The 21,509-nt window shown below is 71.8% G+C and carries 25 protein-coding genes; 11 read left to right on the forward strand and 14 right to left on the reverse strand.

From position 1 onward, the window contains the following. On the reverse strand, nt 1–237 hold the full coding sequence (locus ACVCAH_RS13855) for a hypothetical protein (protein WP_447136515.1): 237 nt from the start codon (nt 235–237) through the stop codon (nt 1–3). 128 nt (nt 238–365) lie between these two features. Then, nucleotides 366–1,244: a L,D-transpeptidase family protein gene (locus ACVCAH_RS13860; RefSeq protein WP_447136516.1), complete on the reverse strand. Its 879-nt coding sequence runs from the start codon at nt 1,242–1,244 to the stop codon at nt 366–368. A gap of 176 nt (nt 1,245–1,420) precedes the next feature. Between ACVCAH_RS13860 and ACVCAH_RS13865 the strand changes: the two genes are divergently transcribed. After that, nucleotides 1,421–3,100, forward strand: a complete 1,680-nt coding sequence (locus ACVCAH_RS13865; protein WP_447136517.1) for a DNA repair helicase XPB — start codon at nt 1,421–1,423, stop codon at nt 3,098–3,100. A gap of 92 nt (nt 3,101–3,192) precedes the next feature. On the opposite strand, the gene ACVCAH_RS13870 is transcribed toward ACVCAH_RS13865, so the two are convergent. The 4 genes from ACVCAH_RS13870 to ACVCAH_RS13885 form a co-directional block, all read right to left on the reverse strand. Then, nucleotides 3,193–6,099, reverse strand: coding sequence for a hypothetical protein (locus ACVCAH_RS13870; RefSeq protein ID WP_447136518.1), 2,907 nt, complete (start codon nt 6,097–6,099; stop codon nt 3,193–3,195). Nucleotides 6,100–6,252: 153 nt separating this feature from the next. Next, the gene (locus tag ACVCAH_RS13875; protein WP_447136589.1) at nt 6,253–6,597 is read right to left on the reverse strand and encodes a type II toxin-antitoxin system HicB family antitoxin; all 345 of its coding nucleotides are present in this window, start codon (nt 6,595–6,597) and stop codon (nt 6,253–6,255) included. Continuing rightward, nucleotides 6,597–6,863, reverse strand: a complete 267-nt coding sequence (locus tag ACVCAH_RS13880) for a toxin HicA (protein ID WP_447136519.1) — start codon at nt 6,861–6,863, stop codon at nt 6,597–6,599. Before ACVCAH_RS13880 ends, ACVCAH_RS13875 begins: the two co-directional genes overlap by 1 nt. Before the next feature lie 366 nt (nt 6,864–7,229). Continuing rightward, nucleotides 7,230–8,189 (reverse strand): zinc metalloprotease, encoded by a 960-nt coding sequence (locus ACVCAH_RS13885; protein ID WP_447136520.1) that lies wholly within the window; start codon nt 8,187–8,189, stop codon nt 7,230–7,232. A 292-nt stretch (nt 8,190–8,481) separates the two neighbouring features. On the opposite strand from ACVCAH_RS13885, the gene ACVCAH_RS13890 reads away from it, so the two are divergent. Then, nucleotides 8,482–8,709: a hypothetical protein gene (locus tag ACVCAH_RS13890; protein ID WP_447136521.1), complete on the forward strand. Its 228-nt coding sequence runs from the start codon at nt 8,482–8,484 to the stop codon at nt 8,707–8,709. Between the two features lie 26 nt (nt 8,710–8,735). On the opposite strand, the gene ACVCAH_RS13895 is transcribed toward ACVCAH_RS13890, so the two are convergent. The 6 genes from ACVCAH_RS13895 to ligD (ACVCAH_RS13920) form a co-directional block, all read right to left on the reverse strand. Then, a complete protein-coding gene (locus ACVCAH_RS13895) occupies nt 8,736–9,491 on the reverse strand; it encodes a TIGR03089 family protein (RefSeq protein WP_447136522.1) in 756 nt (251 codons plus the stop codon). Between the two features lie 125 nt (nt 9,492–9,616). Next, nucleotides 9,617–10,501 carry a hypothetical protein gene (locus tag ACVCAH_RS13900; protein ID WP_447136523.1) on the reverse strand — a complete coding sequence of 295 codons (885 nt, stop codon included), beginning with the start codon at nt 10,499–10,501 and terminating at the stop codon, nt 9,617–9,619. A gap of 6 nt (nt 10,502–10,507) precedes the next feature. After that, on the reverse strand, nt 10,508–11,026 hold the full coding sequence (locus ACVCAH_RS13905; protein ID WP_447136524.1) for a SigE family RNA polymerase sigma factor: 519 nt from the start codon (nt 11,024–11,026) through the stop codon (nt 10,508–10,510). 53 nt (nt 11,027–11,079) lie between these two features. Next, entirely contained in the window at nt 11,080–11,949 is an 870-nt protein-coding gene (locus ACVCAH_RS13910) for a GNAT family N-acetyltransferase (protein WP_447136525.1), read from the reverse strand. A 79-nt stretch (nt 11,950–12,028) separates the two neighbouring features. After that, complete coding sequence (gene ligD, locus ACVCAH_RS13915) at nt 12,029–12,946, reverse strand: non-homologous end-joining DNA ligase (RefSeq protein ID WP_447136526.1); 918 nt, start codon at nt 12,944–12,946, stop codon at nt 12,029–12,031. After that, on the reverse strand, nt 12,936–13,877 hold the full coding sequence (gene ligD / locus ACVCAH_RS13920; RefSeq protein ID WP_447136590.1) for a non-homologous end-joining DNA ligase: 942 nt from the start codon (nt 13,875–13,877) through the stop codon (nt 12,936–12,938). Before ligD (ACVCAH_RS13920) ends, ligD (ACVCAH_RS13915) begins: the two co-directional genes overlap by 11 nt. A gap of 84 nt (nt 13,878–13,961) precedes the next feature. Here ligD (ACVCAH_RS13920) and ku point away from each other — a divergent pair, with 84 nt between their 5' ends. Continuing rightward, nucleotides 13,962–14,978, forward strand: coding sequence for a non-homologous end joining protein Ku (ku, locus tag ACVCAH_RS13925; RefSeq protein ID WP_447136527.1), 1,017 nt, complete (start codon nt 13,962–13,964; stop codon nt 14,976–14,978). Between the two features lie 17 nt (nt 14,979–14,995). On the opposite strand, the gene ACVCAH_RS13930 is transcribed toward ku, so the two are convergent. Then, a complete protein-coding gene (locus tag ACVCAH_RS13930; protein WP_447136528.1) occupies nt 14,996–15,388 on the reverse strand; it encodes a PPOX class F420-dependent oxidoreductase in 393 nt (130 codons plus the stop codon). A 108-nt stretch (nt 15,389–15,496) separates the two neighbouring features. On the opposite strand from ACVCAH_RS13930, the gene ACVCAH_RS13935 reads away from it, so the two are divergent. From ACVCAH_RS13935 to ACVCAH_RS13970, 8 genes are all read left to right on the forward strand, one after another. Further along, nucleotides 15,497–15,889 (forward strand): MerR family transcriptional regulator, encoded by a 393-nt coding sequence (locus ACVCAH_RS13935; protein WP_447136529.1) that lies wholly within the window; start codon nt 15,497–15,499, stop codon nt 15,887–15,889. After that, nucleotides 15,859–16,209 (forward strand): thioredoxin, encoded by a 351-nt coding sequence (gene trxA / locus ACVCAH_RS13940; RefSeq protein WP_447136530.1) that lies wholly within the window; start codon nt 15,859–15,861, stop codon nt 16,207–16,209. Before ACVCAH_RS13935 ends, trxA begins: the two co-directional genes overlap by 31 nt. A gap of 63 nt (nt 16,210–16,272) precedes the next feature. Next, a complete protein-coding gene (locus tag ACVCAH_RS13945) occupies nt 16,273–16,917 on the forward strand; it encodes a DUF4241 domain-containing protein (RefSeq protein ID WP_447136531.1) in 645 nt (214 codons plus the stop codon). A 183-nt stretch (nt 16,918–17,100) separates the two neighbouring features. Beyond that, a complete protein-coding gene (locus tag ACVCAH_RS13950; protein WP_447136532.1) occupies nt 17,101–17,742 on the forward strand; it encodes an FKBP-type peptidyl-prolyl cis-trans isomerase in 642 nt (213 codons plus the stop codon). A 185-nt stretch (nt 17,743–17,927) separates the two neighbouring features. Next, complete coding sequence (locus tag ACVCAH_RS13955) at nt 17,928–18,752, forward strand: SCO6745 family protein (RefSeq protein WP_447136591.1); 825 nt, start codon at nt 17,928–17,930, stop codon at nt 18,750–18,752. A gap of 128 nt (nt 18,753–18,880) precedes the next feature. Beyond that, a complete protein-coding gene (locus tag ACVCAH_RS13960) occupies nt 18,881–19,141 on the forward strand; it encodes a YciI family protein (RefSeq protein ID WP_447136533.1) in 261 nt (86 codons plus the stop codon). Nucleotides 19,142–19,168: 27 nt separating this feature from the next. Then, nucleotides 19,169–19,822, forward strand: coding sequence for an HAD family hydrolase (locus ACVCAH_RS13965; RefSeq protein WP_447136534.1), 654 nt, complete (start codon nt 19,169–19,171; stop codon nt 19,820–19,822). Between the two features lie 135 nt (nt 19,823–19,957). Further along, a complete protein-coding gene (locus ACVCAH_RS13970) occupies nt 19,958–20,971 on the forward strand; it encodes an NADPH:quinone reductase (RefSeq protein ID WP_447136535.1) in 1,014 nt (337 codons plus the stop codon). A gap of 51 nt (nt 20,972–21,022) precedes the next feature. Here the strand turns inward: ACVCAH_RS13970 and ACVCAH_RS13975 are convergent, their stop codons facing one another. Further along, nucleotides 21,023–21,445 carry a DUF1801 domain-containing protein gene (locus ACVCAH_RS13975; protein ID WP_447136536.1) on the reverse strand — a complete coding sequence of 141 codons (423 nt, stop codon included), beginning with the start codon at nt 21,443–21,445 and terminating at the stop codon, nt 21,023–21,025. Nucleotides 21,446–21,509: the final 64 nt, after the last annotated feature.

A 21,509-nucleotide genomic window follows, 5' to 3' on the forward strand; every position in this document is an offset into this window, starting at 1 on the left:
TCAGCGCCGGCTGCGCCGCACCGTCCCGACCACGGAGACGATCAGCAGCAGCGCGAAGCCGGCGCCGGCCGACTCGCCGACCGAGTCGACGAAGCCCTGCCGGAGCACCAGCCAGCCGAAGAGGAACCACCCGACGAGGATCACCGCGGCGACCACGTACGCGACCACGGTGGCCGTGGAGACCTCGTCGGCCGGCGCGTCGTCGTGCTGGGGGATCGCTTCACGGTCGACGGTCATCCTCCGCCCCTCCCCGTCAGGTCCGGCCCTGCCGTCCCAGCGTGGCACCAGGGTGGCCGGAGTGACAGGGGATAAATCCCCGATCGGACGGGTTGTGCGACCCCGACGACCTCAGGGGGCCGGGTGGCTCAGGTGCCGGGGCGGCGGCCGACCAGCACCACCCGGCTGCCGACCTTGCCGAGTTCCCAGTACCGGACCGCGTCGGCGTGCAGCAGGTTGACGCAGCCGTGCGAGCCGATCGACTTGTTGTGCAGGTAGGTGGTGGTCTCGTGGAAGCCCATCCCCTGGGTGAAGTGCTGCCAGTAGGGCAGCCAGACCTCGTACGGGTTGGACCACTCCTTGATGTTGCGGTAGTTGATCGTGAAGGTGCCGGCCGGGGTGCGGTAGCCGGGCATGCCCGTCCGGGTCACCGTGGGCTTGACGATCACCTTGCCGTTGCGCATCACCCAGGTGGTCTGCCGGGTCAGGTCGATGCAGAAGGTGGTGCCCGAGCCGGCCTTGCACCGGGCGGTGTCCGTGGTCGCCAGCCGCTTCGCCACGTCGTACGTCGTCGGCCCGGCGCGGCCCTCCGCCGGGCGGATGTCGTACCGCTTCTGGAACTTCTTGATGGCGGCGCAGTCGGCGGCGGACTGCCGGCCGTCCACGGTCAGGGTGCCGAAACCGCCCAGCCGGGCGAGGTAGGTCTCCACCGCGCGCTGGTGCTCGCCCTGCGGGCAGCCGGTGAAGGACGGCGACCGGGTGGCGGTGGGCTTCGGCGGGGTGCTCCGGGTGGGTTTCGCCGTAGGGGTCGGTTTCGCGGTCGGCTTCGGCGGCGCCGTGGTGGGCCGGACACGCTGGTCCGGCCCGGGCGCACCGCTCGCCCCCGTTACCTGTTCCGCCGCACCGGCCGGCACGGGCTCCCCGCCCCCGCCCCTGCCAGCCTGCGGATCGAACGCACACGCACCGACGCCGACCAGCGTGACCACTGCCAGGGCGACCAACCGGGTGGTGAACCGGACACGCTTCATGAGCCCTCCCCTGGACAGCCGTCCCCTTGATAGACGTTCGCGAGTGCCGCGACGGTTGCGTGCGGTGGGCATTTTTCTTCAGTCATCCGGGTGCGTGCAACACTGGATGGTCGGCCTGGGGCGGGTATGCACGTCTCCCATGGCGGCCGACGATCGGCCGGAGAGAGGACGCTGGCGTGAGCGGTGGACCACTGATCGTGCAGTCGGACAAGACCCTGCTGCTGGAGATCGACCACCCGGACGCGCAGGCCTGCCGGATGGCCATCGCGCCCTTCGCCGAGCTGGAGCGCTCCCCGGAGCACGTGCACACCTACCGGCTCACCCCGCTCGGGCTGTGGAACGCCCGAGCCGCCGGCCACGACGCCGAGAGCGTGGTCGACGCGCTGATCAAGTACTCCCGCTACCCGGTGCCGCACGCGCTGCTGGTCGACGTGGCCGAGACGATGGACCGGTACGGCCGGCTCCAGCTCGCCAACGACCCGGCGCACGGCCTGGTGCTGCGGGCGCTGGACCGGCTGGTGCTGGTCGAGGTGGCCAAGAGCAAGAAGCTCGCCGGGATGCTCGGCAACAAGATCGACGACGACACCATCCAGGTGCACCCGTCCGAGCGGGGCCGGCTCAAGCAGGCGCTGCTCAAGCTCGGCTGGCCGGCGGAGGACCTGGCCGGCTACGTCGACGGCGAGGCGCACCCGATCGAGCTGGCCGAGGCCGGCAAGGAGGGCCGCAAGCCGTGGACGCTGCGGTCGTACCAGCGGGAGGCGGTCGAGGCGTTCTGGGCCGGCGGCTCGGGCGTGGTGGTGCTCCCCTGCGGCGCCGGCAAGACGCTGGTCGGCGCGGCGGCGATGGCCGAGGCGAAGGCGACCACGCTGATCCTGGTCACCAACACGGTGGCCGGACGGCAGTGGAAGCGTGAGCTGATCGCCCGCACCTCGCTGACCGAGGAGGAGATCGGCGAGTACTCGGGTGAGCGCAAGGAGATCCGCCCGGTCACCATCGCCACGTACCAGGTGCTCACCTCGCGGCGCGGCGGCGCCTTCACCCACCTGGACCTGTTCGGCGCCCGCGACTGGGGCCTGGTCATCTACGACGAGGTGCACCTGCTGCCCGCGCCGATCTTCCGGTTCACCGCGGACCTCCAGGCCCGCCGCCGGCTCGGCCTGACAGCGACGCTGGTCCGCGAGGACGGCCGGGAGGGCGACGTGTTCAGCCTGATCGGCCCGAAGCGGTACGACGCGCCGTGGAAGGACATCGAGTCGCAGGGCTGGATCGCCCCGGCCGAGTGCATTGAGGTACGCGTGACGCTGACCGACGCGGAGCGGATGGCGTACGCGACGGCGGAGGCCGAGGAGCGCTACCGGATGGCGGCGACCGCCCGCACCAAGCTGCCCGTGGTCAAGGCGCTGGTCGACCGGCACCCGGGCGAGCAGACGCTGGTGATCGGCGCGTACATCGACCAGCTGCACCAGCTCGGCGAGTACCTCGACGCCCCGATCGTGCAGGGCTCGACCACCAACAAGGAGCGGGAGCGGCTCTTCGACGCGTTCCGCTCCGGCGAGCTGCGCACGCTGGTCATCTCCAAGGTCGGCAACTTCTCCATCGACCTGCCCGAGGCGGCGGTGGCGATCCAGGTGTCGGGGACGTTCGGGTCGCGGCAGGAGGAGGCGCAGCGGCTGGGGCGGGTGCTGCGGCCCAAGGCCGACGGCCGGCAGGCGCACTTCTACACGGTGGTCTCCCGGGACACCATCGACACCGAGTACGCGGCGCACCGGCAGAGGTTCCTGGCCGAGCAGGGGTACGCGTACACGATCGTCGACGCCGACGACGTCCTCGGCCCCAAGCTGCCAAGCGTGGACTGAGGCTGACTGCCAGGGTGCCCATGCCGAGGGCTGACGCCACTCGACGCGGTGGGCCGCCCCATCCGAGGACGGCCCACCGCGTCAACGCCTGGTCAGGAGAAGTCGACCAGGAAGTAGTAGTTCGTCGTGTCGGTCCAGACCCCGTCGGCCGTACGTCCGCGCACCCTCATGGTGTGCGAGCTCGTCGAGGTCGGCGTGTAGCTCGCGGTGGCGACCCCGTCGGCATTCGCCGGCACCAGCACCGGCTGCCCGCCGTTGACCGTGTACTCGAACTCCACCACGCCCGGACTGCCCTGGGTGAAGGTGAAGCCACCCGGCACGCCCACACCACCGGCCCACTGGCCGGCCGGGTAGGTACTCGACGACACCAGCGGCGCCGTGCCGACCAGGAACGGGTAGTCCGTCTGCGGCGTGTACTCGCCGGCCGCGGTTCGGCCCCGCACCGAGAAGACGTTCGCGCCGTTGCGATCCATGGTCACCGAGATGTCGGTCACCGACGCGTTGGGTGTCTTCGGCACGCTCTGCCAGGCGCCGCCGTTGAGCTGGTACTCGAAGGTAGTCACCTCGCTGATCTCGGTGTAGACCCCGAACCTGCCGACCGCGCCGATCCCGCCGCGGGGGGTGTACTCGTCGTACGCGCTACTGACGTTCACGCGCGGGTCACGTACGCGGAAGTAGTACCGCCGCTCCGCGCTGACCGTGCCATCGGCCGCCCGGCTGGTGACCGTCAACAGGGTGTACCCGGGATGCGTCGGCGTGATCTCGATCGTGGCCTTACCGTCCGTTCCAGCGGCTACCACCTGCTCTTCGCCGCTGTACTCCAGCACGTAGCGGTACTCCACCACTTCGGGGCGGCCCGGGTTGAAGGTGAACCTCCCCGGCTGGCCGGGCTGACCGGCGGCGTTGTTTTCGGGGTAATCGCTGGACGTCACCACCGGTGCGTCGCTGACCTCGAACGTGTAGGTCCGCGTCGATGAGAAGGACCCGTCCAGGAAACGCGTGCGCACCGTGAGCGTGTTGCTGCCGGAGCGGTCAGGCGTCAGCGTCACGTAAGCCCAGCTGTACTCCGGGTCGACGATCTGCTCGGGCCCGTCGTTGAGCCGGTAGAGGAAGGCGTCCACGTCCGGCATCGCGGTGTCGAAGGTGAACTCGCCGGGGATGCCCACGCCGCCCCACGCGCCGTACTCGTAGTACGTGCTGGAGTAGACGGTCGGCTTGATGTCGACAACGTTGAACTCGTACTGCTGGACCTCGGAGATCGTGCCGTCGGCGCTGATGCTCCGCACGTTCAGCACGTACCAGTTCGGCTCCGTCGGCGTCCAGCGCAGCACCGCAGTACCGTCCGCTGCCGCGTCAATGCGTTGCATCTCGTCGTAGAGGAACGCGTACTCGTACGCCACCACCCCGGTGCGGCCGGGTCGGAAGGTGAAGCTGCCGGGACGATCGACCACGCCGTCGTGGTCCGGGAAGGCGAAGTCGTTCGACTCCACGAACGGGGTGTCGCGAACCCACACGTCCTCGGTGTACGCGCCGACGAGCTCGTTTCCGACGTAGCTGCGCACCTGGACCTTGATCGCACCAGTCTGCGTGAACACCACCGGCACGTCGGTCGTGCCATCGGCGTCCGCCGGAACTCGGACCTCGTCGCCGTCACCGACCTTGTAGCCGAACTCGGTGACCCCCTCGACACTGTTCGAGATCGCCAGTTGGCTCGGCAGGCCGACACCACCCACTGTCACCCGCACTCCCGGTGCCGTAGATCGCACGAAGAAGCGGTACTCGGTCACCTCGGAGGAGTTCGAGGCGCTGTCCACGCTGCGCACGCTGAGGTACTCGACGAACGAGGTGGGCGTGTATTCGAGGGTGACGTCCGCGCCCGGCTCCGGCGCGGCGATGTAGTGGTGCGTCTCGCCGTAGCGGCCCCAGTAGTAGCCGACCACGTCCGGCGATCCGCTCGCCTTGAACGTGAACGTGCCCGGAACTCCCGCACCACCATGCGGCTCGCCGTCATTCGGGTACTTCGCCGAGGTGACCACGGGTGCGGCCGGCCGCTCCCCGTCCACCTTCACGTAGCACGGCTCGGCCCACGCCGAGTAGTCGTGACCGTCGTAGGCACGGGCGGTCCAGGCCACCACGGTCCCGTGCGGGTACTGCGACATGTCCCAGCCGACCTTGGAGAGGGCGCCCCCGTAACTCGATCCGAACTGCTCGGAACGCTGGTCCTCCTGGCCGACCGGCCAGGCGGCGAACTGCCCGTTGAAGTTGTGATCGTGGAGGTCGGCGTCCGCCCCCCGGACCATCAGGCTGTAGTAGCGCGCCCCCACGGGCTGCGGGTTTTCCTTGGTGCCGCAGGACCACGCCGGATAATCGAGCCCGATCTGGGCCACCGTCGGCGCGTGGTTGGCCACACTGCGGATCGCCGGGAACGGGCGGAGCTTGCGGCCGTGGGAGAGCTTGCCTTCGTAGCCGTGCGGCACGCGGATCTCGACGGTGAGGATCCGCTCGTCCTGGTTCGCCAGCTTCTGCAACGCGGGCATGATGTCCCACGCCAGATAGCCAGGGCAGGTGGCCGCGCCGCCGGCTTGGACGGTGCCGAGCAGCTCACGGTGGCGCGGCGTTGACTCCCAGCTCGTGGTCGCCGTGATCGGATCGGTGCGCCAGAGCTCGACCGGCTGGGCCGACGCGCAGTCAGCCGCCGATCGCTCCGCGATGACCAGGTCCGCCTTGTGGATGACGGCTCCACGGAAGCGCGAGATGTCGAAGGTGAAGTAGGACCGGGACTTATGCTTGTTGCCGTCCGCATCTGCCCACGCGCCGATCGGCGCGTCTCCAGAGGGGTTGAAGAACGACTGGTTCGGCAGGTGAGAGTCCGTGTAGGCCCAGCCGGACTTGCTCACATCCCAGTGCTCGTAAGCCTGTGCCGGCATGGCGGTGACGCTGACCAGGCCCGCACCAAGCATGATCCCGAGTGATGCGGCCAGCAATCTTCGTGCGCGCACGATCGATGCACCTCCCCCCGTAGGCGATGGCGCGCATCGCCATCGAGGGGCCAGAGGATATCGAGGTACAGCAAGCTTTCAGGTACCCGATTTCGCGTTGCCTCCGACCGTCAACCGACCCGCCCGCGCCGGCGTGGACTGGCCCGCGTTTGGTCAGGCAGCCTTGAGCTTCCGCAGGATGTACTGGTTGAGGCTCAAGCCATCCTCGGCGGCTTGGATGGCGAGCTCGCGGTGCAGGCTTTCACCGATGCGCAGGTTGAACTTGCCCGAGTAGCTGCGCTCAGCGAACGGCTGCGGTACCTGCTCGCCCTGCTCCTCCATGTCCGCGATCACCTCGCGCAGCAGGTCCTGGAGCCCTTGCAGAGCCTCGATTTGCGAGGACGCCAGCCACGAGAGAGACGGAAACTCGGCGCAGGTGGCGAGGAACTCCTTGTCCTGGGCCGACCAGGTAACGCGATAGGTGTAGTGGGACACGTCGGGGTAAGGATCGGTCTGCATCACATGGCCTCCTTCTTGTCGATCGCCTTGAGCACCTGCCGGACCTGGTACGCCTTCGCCTTGCCTTTGTCGTTCTGGATGTTGACGCGCGGGTCGCCCGCCCAGGGCATCTTGAACACCGCATGAGAGGTGCCGGCTTGCCGCGGCTTCCCGAAGTAGTGCTCGCACACCCGGTAGAGATCGTTGTAGGCGATGCTCTGCTGGTTCTTCCGCATCGCCGCAACGAGCTTGTCTATGGACGGCACGTCGTCAATAGTACCAAACACGGTACCATCGACGCCATGCTCAACTGGCCTGGTCCGACGGCCCACGCTGGTTCCGGGTCGAGCCGGGTGGGGTCACCGTCTCGGCCGAGGAGCAGCAGGGCGTACGCCACTGGGTCTTCTGCGACCGGCCGCTGCCCGGCGGCGCGCGGTGTGCCCTGCCGGTCGACCACACCGCGCCCTGCGCGCGCCGCGCCCGGAACCTCGTTCCCGGCTGGCGTCCCCGACGATGAAGGCTCGGGTCGCGATGTGGCGGTATCCCCGTCGCCCGGTTACCGCCATATCGGCGACATGGAGTGGATCAAGCGAGTCAGAAAGGGTTGACGGGCCGCTCAATGCGCGACCCGTCAACCCCCGGCAAAGATCGCGTTACCCGGCGCCGCCGGCGCGGAACGCCACCCAGGCGTCGCTCATCCGGTCCGCCTGTCCCGCGGTGAACATGTTCATGCAGGAATCCTGCGTGTAGTCCATGAAGTTGTGGATCGGGTCCAGCCCGGGTGCGGTGCAGGTGTCCGCGCCCACCGGGCAGTTGAACTGCGGGTGCGCCTCGCGCGGAGTGTCCTCCACGAAGTCGCCGGAGGCGGAGCAGCCGTGCGCGAAGGTGTGCTCCAGCATCAGCCAGTGCCCGACCTCGTGCGTCAGCGTGTCACCGAGGGCGTACTTGCCCGCCGTGCCGCCCGGCATCGACTCGTCGAGGATCACCACGCCGTCGATGAAGTCCCGGCCATTGTTGTAGCCCTTCGGGAAGTACGCCCAGCCGAGGAGCCCGCCGCCGATGTTCGCCGCGTACACGTTCAGGGTGCGGGAGTCGCCGGTGTACAGCGCCTTCTTCATGTCGCGCTCGTTCTTGCCGGGCACGACGGTGTACCAGTCGCTGTTCACCGTCCACGTGGTGTCGACCAGGTCGAACCGGAACGGCGTGTCGGAGGCGTTCGCCGCGGTGCGGCCCGCGAACGAGTCGTTGAGCACCTCCATCTGGTCGGCGATCAGGGTGTTCCACCTGGTCGTCTCGGCCGCGGTGAGCGGGTGGTCGGAGATCATGTGGAAGACCGTCGGCACGGTGACGCTGCCGTTGGCCAGGCGCGGCGAATCCTTGATCACGCCGTAGGCGTTCGCCTCGTTCTTGGAGTACAGCTCCGGCTCCTGGGCGGTGGCGCCCTCGGCGACCCGGGCCACGCTGTGCTCGTCGGCACCCGGCTCACACGCCGCGACGCCCGGGGAGACGGTCACGGGTGCCGCCGCCACCGCGCCGTAGGCGCCACCGGACGCCAGGAACGTCGCGGCGGAGGCGGTGAGGACTGCCAGTCGGAAGATCGGTCTCCTGTGCATCGGTGCACCTTTCGGAGGATGGAGGCGGTGCGGAATCGACGCGGGGTTGCCATTGATCAGGTCAATGACGTCGTCTTCCCGGTATAAGAGCACGTCGGCGACGCCGACAAAAGAGCTGTAACGGCAGGGGGCCGAGGGGCGCTGTTCATGGGCACCCGGACGAGCCACGTGACCGGACCGGTCAGGAATCGAGAAGCATCGGGCACCGAGCCGCACCTAGCGTGACCGGCATGGACATCCCGCCCGGCAGGTCGCCGGGGGCTGGGATTGCTCGTCTTCTCAGGAGGTCCCGATGAACTGGAACAAGTGGGTTCGGCAGATCCACCGCTGGCTGGCCATCGCCTTCACGGTGACCGTGATCGTCACCTTCATCGCCCTGGCACAGGAGGACCCGCTCATCTGGGTGTCCTACGTGCCGCTGCTCCCGCTCGCCCTGCTTCTCTTCACCGGTCTGTACCTGTTCGCGCTGCCGTATCTCACCAAGCGGCGCAGCGGACGAACTATCACCCGCGAGGGCTGACCCCGCGGCGGCGCTGACGAGAGACCTCAGAGGACCCGGGTGACCTGCTCGGCGGCGATCCGCGCGTCCCGCCGGGCCGGGTCGAGGTTGGCACAGACGACCACCGACGCGCCGACGCTCAGCGGGGCGAGCAGCCACTTCAGCGGCTGCTCGTGCTCGCCCGCGTCGACCAGCAGCCGGTCGCCGGCGCGCAGGTCGAGCTGGTCGGCCAGGGCCAGGGCGACCCGCCCCCACTCGTCGTAGCTGGTGCCGTCCGGGCTGGCCGGATCCGTCGCGCGGATGGCGGCGTGGTCGGGCGGGGCGTCGGTGTGCCGGAGCACCTCGGTGGACCAGTCGAGCCAGCCCACGGGCACCTCGGCCAGCCGGCCGGGCCCGGTGCCGACGAGGTAGCGGTGCGTACCGTCCGGCACGTCCTCCAGCCAGTCGTCGAGGCGTTCCGGGGTCACGAACACCGCGTCGTACGGCCGGTCGGCGCCCGGTTCGAGCACCGGCAGCCCGGCGGTGGCCCGCGGCCGGTACGACACCGCCAGCCCGACCGCCCAGGCGCCCAGCAGCACCGCGGCGGTACGCCAGTGCGGCGGCAGCAGCACCGCGACCCGGTCGCCGGGGCGCAGCCCGCAGCCGTCCCGCAGCAGGCCCGCGCAGCGCGCAGCCCAGTCGCCGAGCTGCGTCGCGGTCAGGTCGACCCGCTCGCCGGTCGCGTCGTCGCAGTAGCTGAGCAGCGGAACATCGGCCGTGCGCACCGCGTCGGCCGCGACGGTGACGGGCGTACTGGCAGCCATCGGGCGCTCCTCCCTGCCGGGTGCGTCCACCCTAACCACCGTCGGCCGTGCGGCCCGCCCCGGACCGTGACCGGAGGGTGCCCGCGACCGTCGGGCCGCGGGCACCTCGTCGCTCCGGTACGCGACTACTCCTTGACCATGACGACGTCGGTCGGGCGCTTCACCGTCACCTGCACGCCGTAGTCGAAGATTTCCAGCGTCGCGTTGGCCGTGCCGGTGTCCAGCCGGCCCTTGGCCGTGGACTGCCATGTGCTGCTGAGCACCACCTTGGCGATCCGGCCGTCTGCGTCGAGGGTGATGTCGCCGGACGTGCTGGTCGACCCGTCCCGGTACTGCGTGGCGTACTCGAAGTGCAGCGTGCCGTCCGGGTTCTCGCTGATCGTCGCGTTCGCACCCTTCATCGCCTTGAGCAGGGCCGCCGGGTCGGGTGCGGCGGCACGCAGGACGCCATTGAAGTCGTCGTACAGCGACAGCCGGTCGTACTTGCCCGGGTACTGCCCGTATCGGCCGTACGTCTCACCCGGGCCCTTGTCGGCCAGCAGCTTGCCCAGCGGCCGTTCCGCGCCCTCGTACCGGGTGCCGTTGATCAGCAACTCGGTCATGACCGAGTCGTCCTGTGGTGCACGGACGTACCCGGTCGCGGTCCTCGGGTCGAACGCGCCCTCGTACGTCAGCCCGCCGTCGGTGTAGGTCAGCCGCATCCGGTAGCTGATGTTCTCGCTGGCGGTGACCGCCGCGACCAGCTTCATCTGCGGCGAGGCCGGGGCCGGCCGCGGCGCTTCCTGGGCCGTGCCGGCCGGACGGCCCGACTCCGGCATCGTCGCCACTGTCGCCGCCGAGGCGACGCCCAGCGCCAGCAGCGCGCACGTCGCGCTGACCATCGTGGTGGTCCGGCGCCGGCGGGACCGTCGGCCGCGGTCGAGCAACGCCCCCACCGGGGGTACGGAGTCGGGTTCGCCGTCGACCATGTCGTGCAGTTGGTGGGCGAGTCGCTCATCGAGCGTGTCCATGGCTGATCACCTGCTTACCTGGTAGGTGGGTTCATCGAGAAGGTGGCGAAGCTTGGCCAGCGCCCGGGCGTTCTGGCTCTTGACCGTGCCCAGCGAGCAGCCCAACGCCTGGGCGACCTCGCGCTCGCTGAGATCCTCGTAATGGCGGAGCACCACGACCGCGCGCTGCTTCGCCGGTAGCGACATCAGCGCCCGGCGCAGGACGACGGCGTCCGGGCCGATGTCGCCGGACGGGGCGGCCCGGTCGGGGACCTCCCCGACGAGGCTCTCGCGGCGACGCCGCCGCCAACCGGACGTGTGGTTGTTGACCAGGGCGCGGCGCAGGTAGGCGTGCGGGTCGTCGAGCCGGGACAGCCGCCGCCACCGCTCGTACACCTTGACCAGGCTGTCCTGGAGCAGCTCCTCGGCCCGCCACCGGTCGCCGGTCAGCAGCATGGCCAGCCGGATATGTCGCTGCCAGGCCACCTCGACGAACGCGACGTACGACCGGTCCGCGGTGGAGAGCCGTTCTGTTTGGTCGGTCACGCCCCTAACACGTGGCGATGCCACGGAAGGTTGTCACCGGCCGCGGAACTTCCTCAGCGGCGGCGGAGCAGGTAGCGGGCGCGGCGGCCGGCCTCGGCGAAGCCCAGCCGGCGGTACAGCGCGCCGGCCGGGTTGTCGTCGTTGACGCAGAGCCAGGCTTCCCGCGCGCCCTCGGCGGCGAGCGACCGCAGTGCGGCGGCCACCAGGTACGCCCCGACCCGCCGCTTCCGCCAGCCGGGCACCACGCCGACCTGGTCGACCCAGGTGCCGATGACGTTGACGAAGCCGACCGGCTGCCCGTCCGGGCTGCGGGCCAGCAGCGACAGGTCCGGCCGGTACTCCTCGTCCTCGGCCAGGTCGCCGAGCCACTCGTCGGCCGTCGGCGCGGCGAAGCCGGGACGGTCCGCGAACGACGCGTGATAGGTCGCGAAGAGTTCCGGGCCGATCTGCGGGGTCACCGGTTCGGTCCGCACCCCGTCGGGCGGCGCGACGGCCGGGAGGGCGGCCAGGTCGTGCCGCAGCACCGACTCGGCGAAGGTCCGGTTCAGGCCGTGGGCGGTGAAGAGCCGGTCCGCGTCGGGGCTCCACGACTCGGTGGTCACCACCAGGTCGGCGTCGCCGGCCTGCTCGTCCGCCCAGCTCAGCAGCCGGGTGCCGAGGCCGCGCCCCCGCCAGTCCGGGTGCACCATCCCCGTGGCGGTGGCCGGCTCGCCGCCGGTGCCCACGCCGACCGCCGCGACCAGGCGGTCCCCGTGCCAGGCGGCGAGGGTACGGGTCTGCAGCAGGCGCGCCCGCAGCAGCGGCGGCCGGGCGAACAACGGCAGTCCCCCGTCGGCGGCGAGGCACGCCTCGGCCAGCACGGTCAGCGCCGGGAGGTGCTCCTCGCCGAACTCGTGCCAGCTGAGCGTATCGATCTGATCCACCGTCGCTCTTCCTCGTCCCTGCCGCGGCCGTACCGGCCACCCGTCGGTGGCCCAGTAGGCGCCGGGACCGGCGACGGTGTCAACCGGATTCGGGCAGCTCCGGGCCGCCGTCCAGCAGCGGGGCGAGCAGGTCGCCGGACTTCTCCACCCGCGTGAGCACCTCACCGGCGGTGTACGGCTTGCTCGCCGGCCGCTTGCCCGCCGCACCCGCCTCGACCTCGTCCCAGGTCAGCGGGGTGGACACCGACGGCACCGACTGGGCCCGCAGCGAGTACGGCGCCACCGTGGTCTTCGCCGCGTTGTTCTGGCTCCAGTCGATGAAGACCTTCCCGGGCCGCAGGTTCTTCGCCATCTTCGACACGATCAGCTTCGGGTGCGCCCGCTCCAGCTCCTGGGCGATCCGCTTGGCGTAACCGGAAACGAGGTCGGAGTCCTGCGTGCCGGCGATCGGGCAGCAGAGCTGCATGCCCTTCTTGCCGGAGGTCTTCGGGTAGCTGTCGATGCCGTCGTCGGCCAGCCGGTCGCGCATCAGCAGCGCCACCTGGCAGCACTGTTTCAGCGCCGCCGGCGCGCCCGGGTCCAGGTCGACGACCATCATGTCCGGGTGTTCGCCGACCTTCCACTGCGGCGTGTGCAGCTCCAGCGCGGCGAGGTTGGCCAGCCAGACCAGGGTGGGCAGGTCGTCGGCGACCACGTAGTCGATGGTCTCCCGGCCCTTGGTCGACCCGGGGGCGGGCAGCGTCTCGACCCGCACCCAGTCGGGGGTCGAGGCGGGCTTGTTCTTCTCGAAGAAGGACTTGTCGTCCACCCCGTTCGGGAAGCGGATCCGGGTCAGCGCCCGGTCGCGCAGGTGCGGCAGGAGCACCGGGGCGATCCGGGTGTAGTAGTCGATCACCTCGCCCTTGGTGAACCCGGCCGCCGGATAGAGCACCTTGTCCATGTTGGACAGCTCGAGCGGGCGTCCCTCGACGTCCACCCGGAGCCGGTCAGCCGGCATCCTCGACCTCCTCGGCGGGCTTGTCCGGTCGCAGCCGGAGCACCCGGGGGAACCGCAGCCGCCCGTCCGGAGTGCGCTGGCCGTACTTCACCTCCACCACGACCCGGGGTGTTACCCAGATCGCGCCCCGGGCATCCTCCCGCGGCACGTCGCCCGCGAACGGCGACCCGCCGGTGCGCAGCGGCTCCAACTCGCGCAGCAGTTCCCGTTCCAGGGCCGCGCCGATCCCGCCGCCGACCCGGCCCCGGAAGGTGAGCCGGCCGTCCGGGCGGGGCACCCCGACCAGCAGCCCGCCGATCTTGCGGGCGCCCGGCCGCCAGCCGCCCACCACGAAGTCGCCGGTGACCTCCAGCTTGACCTTCAGCCAGTCCGCCGAGCGCACGCCCGGCCGGTAGACCGATTCGACCCGCTTGGCCATCACCCCCTCCAGGCCGTGCTCGCCGGCCGCCTCGTAGGTGGCCGGGCCGTCGGGAAAGACCGGCGGCACCGCCCACCGGGCGCCGCCGAGCGCCAGGCCGTCCAGGGCCTCCCTGCGGCGGGCGTACGACCACCCGGTCAGGTCCTCGCCGTTCAGCCGGAGCAGGTCGAAGATCATGTACGTCACCGGCATGACCGCCGCCAGCCGGGCGGCCTTGTTCCGGTCGCGCACGTGCATCCTCTCGGCCAGCGCGGTGAACGAGGGCTGGCCGGTCTCGCCGAGCAGCACCACCTCGCCGTCGAGCAGCGCGTCGTCGACCTGCTCGCGCAGGGTGGCCAGTTCGGGGTACGCGGCGGTGATCTCCACGCCGGAGCGGGCGTACAGCTGCTGGCGCCCGCCGGAGATGTCGGCGAGCGCCCGGACCCCGTCCCACTTGAACTCGTATGCCCAGCCGGCACCCGCCGGGAGCTGCCCGGTCATCGCGAGCATCGGCTTCAACGGCGCGCCGGGCACCTTCTGACTGTAGTTGCCGGCGGAAGCGCTCGCGCCCGCTTCGATCATTTGCGATCCTGGCTGTACCGGGGAGAGGAGCACGGGATGCGAGCCATCTGGAAGGGAGCGGTCTCGTTCGGGCTGGTCTCGATCGCGGTGAAGCTCTACTCGGCCACCGAGGAGAAGGACATCCGGTTCCACCAGGTGCACCGGGACGACGGCGGCCGGATCCGCTACAAGCGCACCTGCCAGGTCTGCGGCGAGGAGGTTAGCTACGACGACATCGCCAAGGGCTACGACATCGGCGGCGGCGAGATGGTGATCCTCACCGACGAGGACTTCGCCGAGCTGCCGCTGACCACCTCGCACGCGATCGACGTGCTGGAGTTCGTCCCGGCCGAGCAGGTCGACCCGATCCTCTACAACAAGGCCTACTTCCTCGAGCCGGAGAGCGCCGCCACCAAGCCGTACGTGCTGTTGCGCGACGCGCTGACCGACTCCGAACGGGTGGCCATCGTCAAGGTGGCGCTGCGGCAGCGGGAACAGCTCGCCACCCTGCGGGTCCGCGAGGGCGTGCTGCTGCTCAACACCATGCTCTGGCCCGACGAGATCCGTAAACCCGACTTCGGCTTCCTGGACGAGGACCTGAAGGTGCGGCCGCCGGAGCTGGCGATGGCCAGCTCGCTGATCGACTCGATGGCCGGGGAGTTCGAGCCGGACGCGTTCACCGACGACTACCGGGCGGCGTTGCAGGAGGTCATCGACGCCAAGGTGGAGGGCCGCGAGGTGGTCCAGCCGGAGGAGGTCGAGGAGGCCCCGGCGGCGGCGGTGGACCTGATGGCGGCGCTCAAGGCGTCCGTGGAGCGGGCCAAGGCGGCCCGCGGCGAGGCGCCGGCCCGCGCCGGCGCTGCCGAGCCGACCCCGATCTCGGCGGCCCGCTCGGCGAAGAAGGCGGCCGAGAAGAAGGCCGCCAAGGCGCCGGCCAAGAAGGCCGCTGAGAAGAAGGCGGCCCCCAAGAAGGCGGCGGCGAAGAAGGCCGCGCCGAAGAAGGCCGCCGAGGCGGAGAAGAAGACCGGGGCCAAGAAGGCCGCCGCGAAGAAGGCCGCCCGCAAGACCGCCTGACCCCGGTCCGCGCAGCGTCAGGCCCGGCCGAGCTTGTGGGTCGGGGTGATCCGGACGATCACCCGCTCCTCCCCGGCCTGCCGGAACGGGTAGGTGTCCTGCCCGAGGTACTTCTGCGCCATCTGGTCGATGTGCTCGTCGGCCCCCTCCTCGACCAGTTCGGCGGTGCCCTTCACCCACAGGGTGCGGAAGTCGTTCGCCTTGTCGGCCACGGAGACCGCGACCGTCGGGTTGCGCCGGATGTTCTCGTACTTGACCCGCCCCTTCGCCGTGTTGAACAGGATGTGCTGGCCGTCGGTGTCCACCCAGACCGGGGTCACGTGCGGCGAGCCGTCGGCCTCGACGGTGGCGACGTGGGCCAGCTGTGGTTCGGCGAGCAGGGCAAGGTCTTCGTCGGTGAGGATCGCCATGGTCGGAATCTACCGGCGGAACCGCCCGCCCACCCGGCATCCGGACGTTGCCTTGACGTCGGCGGCAAGGTCTAGCGTTGGCCGCGACGCCACGGCGAGGGAGGTCGGATGCTGATCGGCGAACTGGCTGAGCGCGCCGGCACGAGCACGCGCGCGCTGCGCTACTACGAGACGCACGGGCTGGTCCGGCCGGCCCGCTCCGCCAACGGCTACCGGGTCTACGACGAGGCCGAGCTGGTCGTCGTACGGGAGATCCGGTCGCTGCTCGCGGTGGGCTTCGGCCTCGACGACATCCGTCCGTTCGTCGCCTGCCTGCGGGCCGGCAACACCGCCGGCCACGTCTGCCCCGACTCGGTGGCCGTGCTGCGCCGCAAGCTGGCCGAGGTCGACGCCGGCCTCGACCGGCTGCGGGAGGTCCGGCAGGAGTTGCAGGACCAGCTCGCCCACGCCATCGCCCAACGGGAGGAAACATGCCTGAGGTTGCGTCGAGCGGCTCGCTGACCACGGTCACCGACGCCACGTTCGCCACCGCCGTACTCGCCGCCGACCGGCCGGTGGTGGTCGACTTCTGGGCGGACTGGTGCCCGCCGTGCCGGGCCATCTCCCGCAGCCTTGAGGAGCTGGCCGCCGAGTTCGCCGGACGGATGGAGATCACCACGATCAACTCGGACGAGAATCCGGACACCACGCGCCGGTACGGTGTGCTGTCCCTGCCCACCCTGCTCGTGTTCGACCGGGGCGAACTGGTCGGGTCGATCGTCGGGGCACGGCCGAAGAACCACCTGCGGGCGGCGCTGGGCCGGCACGTCGGCGACGCCTGACCCGGGGGTGTCGGCGCGGCCGGTTAGGCTCCGCCGGCCGACCGCCGCCCCTGGAGGAAGTCCATGCCGTACGCCCCCGACCTGCACCGGCTGCTGACCGCCGGCGCCCACTACGCCGACGAGCACGGCACGTACGTCATCGAGGCGCATCCGGTCGACGACGTCGTGCTGCCCACCGGTCAGGTGGTCGGGTGCGACCCGCTGGTCTGCCCGGAGGCCGAACCGTTCACCGTCGCCGTGCCGCCCGGCCGTTATCCGGCCCGCGCGTGGGTGGCGGTGGTGCTGCGCGACGGCGCCGAGGCGGACCGGCGGGTGGCCGCCCTGGAACTGGTGGTGCACGACGAGCCGGCGGTGCGCTGGGAGATGGCGCTGGTGGGCGACCAGGACGCCGCGACCCTCGACGACGACGGCTACTTCGGCTTCGGGGTGGACGCCGGCACGGCCACGCTGGCCGACCCGACCGCCCTGGAGGCGCTCTCGTCGTGGGAGTACGACCGGATCGAGGACGTGTTCATCCCCGCTCGGCTCCCCGAGGCCCCGGTGCCGGGGTTGATCACGGCCGTGCTCGACGAGGCGTCCGGCGCCAACGTGGTGAGCGTTTCCTCGGGCTGGGGTGACGGCTGCTACGGCACCTGGATCGGGCGGGCCGCCGACGGCCGGATCACCTCGCTCGTGACCGACTTCATGGTGGTCCCCGACCCGTCCTGACCACCACTGGCGCCGGTGCGCCCCGCGCCGGTGCGCCCCGGTCCGGCGCCGGCGTCCGGTCCGGCGCCGGCGTCCGGTCCGGGTGGTGGAGGCGGCACGGTGGGCGTCCGGCCGGGTACCGTGTGCGTCGGCTTTCCCCCCGGCAGCGATGCCGGCCACCACCTCGCAGCAGGGAGTCGACGAGTGAGCGAAGGCACGCAGAACCGGTCGAAGTCGGAGCGGCGGCTGGCCGCCCAGTTGGCGGCGCAGAAGGCGGCCGAGGCGAAGCGTCGCCGGCAGGCGTGGCTCGGCGGGCTGGCCGGCCTGGCCGTGGTGGCCGTGCTGATCACCGTCTTCGTGATCGTCGGCCAGGGTGACGACGACCCGGCCCAGCAGGCGGGCGGCACCCCCTCGGCCTCCGCCTCGGCGGACGGCGCCGCCGCGCCCGGCGCCCCGCAGTTGCCGGAGGGCGCCGACCCGGCGCTGGCCAGCAAGCCGACCGTCGAGCCGGGCAAGGGCGAGCTGACCAAGCTCACCGTGACCCCGCTGATCAAGGGCACCGGCCCGGCGGTGCAGGCGGGCCAGACCATCACGACGAACTACGTGGGTGTGTTCTACAAGGACGGCAAGGAGTTCGACTCGTCGTGGGAGGGCGGCCAGCCGGCCAGCTTCGCGATCGGGGTCGGGCAGGTCATCAAGGGCTGGGACCAGGGCCTGGTCGGGGTGACCGTGGGCAGCCGGGTGCAGCTCGACATCCCGGCCGACCTGGCGTACGGCAACGACGCCTCCGGCGGTCGCCCGGCCGGTCCGCTGCGCTTCGTCGTGGACGTGCTCGCCGCGCAGTGACCCGACCGGTACGCCCGGCTTGTCACCCGGGATCGATGCAGTTGCCCACACAGGGCTTCCGAGCCGTCACTTCTCGGCAGTAGGTTCAGCGTCACCCCGGGCGGCCCGCCGTCCGGGGTGACACCGGACCGGACGCGGAGGGGCACGTGACGGCGCTGGACGACCCGGGGCGGACCGCCCGGCTGATGTGGACGCACTACGAGCCCGTGCACGCGGTCACCTACTTCCATCCGCGCGCCCGCGCCGCGTACGAGGCGGTCGGGCTGCGCGGCTACTGGCGTGGTTACTTCGCGGGCCGGGCGGCCCCGCTGGGCCCGACCGACGCCGCTCCGGTGATCGCCGCCTTCTTCAACTTCGCCCCGCACATGGTGGCCCGGGCACTGCCGGCCGTCTGGCGGCTGGCCATCCCGGCGGAGGCGCTGCGCGCCCGGCTCACCGGTGCGGTGCAGGCGCTCGCCGAGCTCACCTACGAGCTGCCCGAGTCGCACCTGGCCGAGGCCGCCGACCTGCTGACGGAGGCGGCCGGCGCGGTGGAGCCGGCGGGCCGGGTGCTCGGCGCGGCCAACGCGGCCCTGCCCGCCGGCGAGTACCCGCTGGCCCGGCTCTGGCAGGCCGCCACCACGTTGCGCGAGCACCGCGGCGACGGGCACGTGGCCGCGCTGGTCGCCGCCGACCTCGACCCGGTCGAGACGCTGGCCTGGCGGGTCGCGGTCGACATGGGCGCGCAGAACCTGCTCGGCCGGGGCTGGTCGGAGGAGCAGTGGGCGGCGGCGCGGGAACGGCTGGCGGACCGGGGCTGGCTCACCCCCGACGGCGAGCCGACCGAGCACGGCCGGGCCCGCTTCCAGGCCGTCGAGGACGCCACGGACGCGGCCGCCGCGCGCCCCTGGCGGGTGCTCGGCCCGGACCGCACCGACCGGCTCCGCGAGCTGCTCGACCCGATCGCCCGCGCCGGCCACACGGTGATCCCGGCGGACAGCCCGATCGGCCTGCCCGCGCTGCCGGCCTGACCGGCCGGCCGACCCGCCCGTCCGCCCGTCACTCCGTCGCCCGGATCGGCGTGCCGCGGCGCCGGGATGTCGGCGATCCGCACCCCTTGCTACCGCGGCCGCGCCGGGTTGCGCCTATCGTGCCCCTCATGTGGATCGTGGAACTCGCCTTCACCGAGGCGCCCGAGCGGCTGGCCGCCCGTCCCGCGCACCGGCAGCGGTTGACCGCCCTGCACGCCGAGGGGCTCGTCCGGATGTCCGGCCCGCTGGCCGACGACTCCGGCGCGGTGATCGTCTTCGACGTACCCGACCGGGCGGCGCTGGACGCGCTGCTGGCCGAGGACCCCTACTACTCGACGCCCGGGGTGCGGGTGGTCGGGGCGCGGGAGTGGGCACCGTTCCTCACCTGACCCGGGCCCGTCCGGCAGGATGGGCACGTGGTGGATGCGGTGGTCTTCGACCTGGACGGCGTGATCGTGGATTCCGAGCCGGTCTGGGAGGAGGTCCGGCGGGCGTACGTGGCGGCGCACGGCGGGACGTGGCAGGCCGACACCCAGCGCCGGCTGATGGGGATGAGCACCGGCGAGTGGTCCCGCTACCTCAGCGACGAGTTGGGCGTCGACCGTGGCCCCGAGCAGGTCGCCAGCGAGGTGGTGGACGAGATGACCCGGCGGTACGCCGCCCGCGTACCGCTGATCGACGACGCGCCCGACGTGGTGCGCCGGCTGGCCGCGCGGTGGCCGCTCGGCCTGGCCAGCTCCTCGCCGACCCGGCTGATCGCGGCGGCGCTGGCCGCCACCGGCCTGACCGACGCGTTCCGGGCGACCCTGTCGACCGAGGAGACCGCGCGGGGCAAGCCGGCGCCCGACGTCTACCTGGCGGTGGCGGAGCGACTCGGCGTCGACCCGACCCGCTGCATCGCGGTCGAGGACTCCTCGAACGGGGTGCGTTCGGCGGCCGCCGCCGGGATGACCGTGGTGGCGATCCCGCACGGCGCGTACCCGCTGGACGAGGACGCGACCCGGCTCGCGGCCGTGGTGCTCGGCTCGATCGACGAGCTGACCCCGGAGACCGTCGACCGGCTCGGCTGACCATTCTCTCCCCCGGACCGTCCGGTTGTACGGTTTGCGGGGCCGCGGCGGCCGGCATGAGCGTGGACCGGCCGGGTACCGCAGCCGACGGCGCGCCGAGCCGGGCCGCCGGGCGTCGGAGGTGAGGGGACGGCGATGAAGGCGATCGTGTACGAGCGGACCGGCGACGTCTCGGTGCTGGAACTGGTGGACCGGCCGGTGCCGGAGCCGGGGCCGGGCGAGGTGCTGGTGCGGGTGGCCGTCTCCGGGGTGAACCCGACGGACTGGAAGGCCCGCCGGCAGTGGCCGCTGCCGGCCGGCTGGCAGACCCCCGGGCAGGACGGCGCCGGGGTGGTCGAGGCGGTCGGCGAGGGGGTCGACCAGGAGCTGATCGGCGAGCGGGTCTGGCTCTGGGAGGCCGCCTGGCAGCGTCCCTGGGGGACGGCCGCCGAGTACACGGTGGTACCGGTCCGGCAGGCGGTACGCCTCGGCGACGCGTCGTTCGACCTGGGCGCCTGCCTGGGCATCCCGTTCCTCACCGCGCACCGCTGCCTGACCGCCGGCGAGTACATGCCGCAGCGGCTGCACGCCGGCGCGCTCAGCGACCACACGGTGCTGGTGCAGGGCGGCGCGGGCGCGGTCGGCAACGCGGCGATCCAGCTCGCCCGCTGGTCCGACGCCTGCGTCATCGCCACGGTCAGCAGCGCGGAGAAGGCGCAGCTCGCGGCGGCGGCCGGCGCCTCCTTCGTGGTCAACTACCGGGAGCAGGACGTGGTCGAGGAGGTCCGGAAAATCGCGCCCGACGGGGTGCACACGATCGTCGAGGTCTCCGCCGCACGCAACGCCGCCACCGACGTCCAGCTGCTGCGCAACGGCGGCGCGGTCTGCGTGTACGCCGACGACGGCGGGGACGAGGTGACCCTGCCGATCCGGCCGTTGATGGTGCCGAACGCGCGCTGGCAGTTCGTACTCGTCTACACCGAGCCGAAGGCGGCCAAGGCGCAGGCGGTCCGGGACGTCGCCGCCGCGGCGGCGCAGGGCGGGATCCGAGTCGGGGCGGAGGCCGGCCTGCCGCTGCACCACCATCCGCTGTCGGCGACCCGGGCGGCCCACCGGGCGGTGGAGAACTCCGTGGTGGGAAAAGTGCTGATCACCACCAGCGCGCAGTGACGGCCGGCCGGGTGGCGCTGGCCGGCGCCCGGCCGGGCGCGGACGGGCGGGTCAGCCGGCGGGCTGGTCGGCGCGGGCCTGGGCGACCGCGGCGCGGACCAGCTCGGTGAGCACCTCGACGTCGACGTCGGCGAGCCGCTTGACGTAGAGGCAGCCCTTGCCGACGGTGTGCCGGCCGAGCCGCGCCAGCAGCTCCTGCTTGCCCGGGAACTCCTCGGGCAGGTAGAGCGTGGTGGCCGCCTTGCGCGGCGAGAAGCCGACCAGGAACCAGTCCAGCTCGCGGCCGGTGGCGTAGCGCAGCCGCCGCTGCCCGAAGCCGACGATGGCGTCCCCCCACATCGTCGGCGGCTCGCCGGTGACCTGCCGCATCAGGTCCCGGACCACCGTCGCGTCGCGCCGACGCGCGTCGTCGGGCACGGCGGCGAGGAAGTCGTCGACGCTGGCGGCGGTCGGGGCGGTCTTGAGGGTGGCCATGGGAGCCTCCTGCGCGGTCGGCCGGCGGGCCCGGCTCGCTGCGCCGGGGCATTCCCCGGATGGT

Source organism: Micromonospora sp. LZ34, from assembly GCF_052981855.1.

Excerpts from the sequence above, each read along its gene's own strand:
- ACVCAH_RS13855 (WP_447136515.1), bottom strand. The coding sequence starts at position 237 with ATGACCGTCGACCGTGAAGCGATCCCCCAGCACGACGACGCGCCGGCC.
- ACVCAH_RS13860 (WP_447136516.1), bottom strand. The coding sequence starts at position 1,244 with ATGAAGCGTGTCCGGTTCACCACCCGGTTGGTCGCCCTGGCAGTGGTC.
- ACVCAH_RS13875 (WP_447136589.1), bottom strand. The coding sequence starts at position 6,597 with ATGCAGACCGATCCTTACCCCGACGTGTCCCACTACACCTATCGCGTT.
- ACVCAH_RS13885 (WP_447136520.1), bottom strand. The coding sequence starts at position 8,189 with ATGCACAGGAGACCGATCTTCCGACTGGCAGTCCTCACCGCCTCCGCC.
- ACVCAH_RS13890 (WP_447136521.1), top strand. The coding sequence starts at position 8,482 with ATGAACTGGAACAAGTGGGTTCGGCAGATCCACCGCTGGCTGGCCATC.
- ACVCAH_RS13895 (WP_447136522.1), bottom strand. The coding sequence starts at position 9,491 with ATGGCTGCCAGTACGCCCGTCACCGTCGCGGCCGACGCGGTGCGCACG.
- ACVCAH_RS13900 (WP_447136523.1), bottom strand. The coding sequence starts at position 10,501 with ATGGACACGCTCGATGAGCGACTCGCCCACCAACTGCACGACATGGTC.
- ligD (WP_447136526.1), bottom strand. The coding sequence starts at position 12,946 with ATGCCGGCTGACCGGCTCCGGGTGGACGTCGAGGGACGCCCGCTCGAG.
- ku (WP_447136527.1), top strand. The coding sequence starts at position 13,962 with ATGCGAGCCATCTGGAAGGGAGCGGTCTCGTTCGGGCTGGTCTCGATC.
- ACVCAH_RS13930 (WP_447136528.1), bottom strand. The coding sequence starts at position 15,388 with ATGGCGATCCTCACCGACGAAGACCTTGCCCTGCTCGCCGAACCACAG.
- ACVCAH_RS13935 (WP_447136529.1), top strand. The coding sequence starts at position 15,497 with ATGCTGATCGGCGAACTGGCTGAGCGCGCCGGCACGAGCACGCGCGCG.
- trxA (WP_447136530.1), top strand. The coding sequence starts at position 15,859 with ATGCCTGAGGTTGCGTCGAGCGGCTCGCTGACCACGGTCACCGACGCC.
- ACVCAH_RS13945 (WP_447136531.1), top strand. The coding sequence starts at position 16,273 with ATGCCGTACGCCCCCGACCTGCACCGGCTGCTGACCGCCGGCGCCCAC.
- ACVCAH_RS13955 (WP_447136591.1), top strand. The coding sequence starts at position 17,928 with ATGTGGACGCACTACGAGCCCGTGCACGCGGTCACCTACTTCCATCCG.
- ACVCAH_RS13960 (WP_447136533.1), top strand. The coding sequence starts at position 18,881 with ATGTGGATCGTGGAACTCGCCTTCACCGAGGCGCCCGAGCGGCTGGCC.
- ACVCAH_RS13970 (WP_447136535.1), top strand. The coding sequence starts at position 19,958 with ATGAAGGCGATCGTGTACGAGCGGACCGGCGACGTCTCGGTGCTGGAA.
- ACVCAH_RS13975 (WP_447136536.1), bottom strand. The coding sequence starts at position 21,445 with ATGGCCACCCTCAAGACCGCCCCGACCGCCGCCAGCGTCGACGACTTC.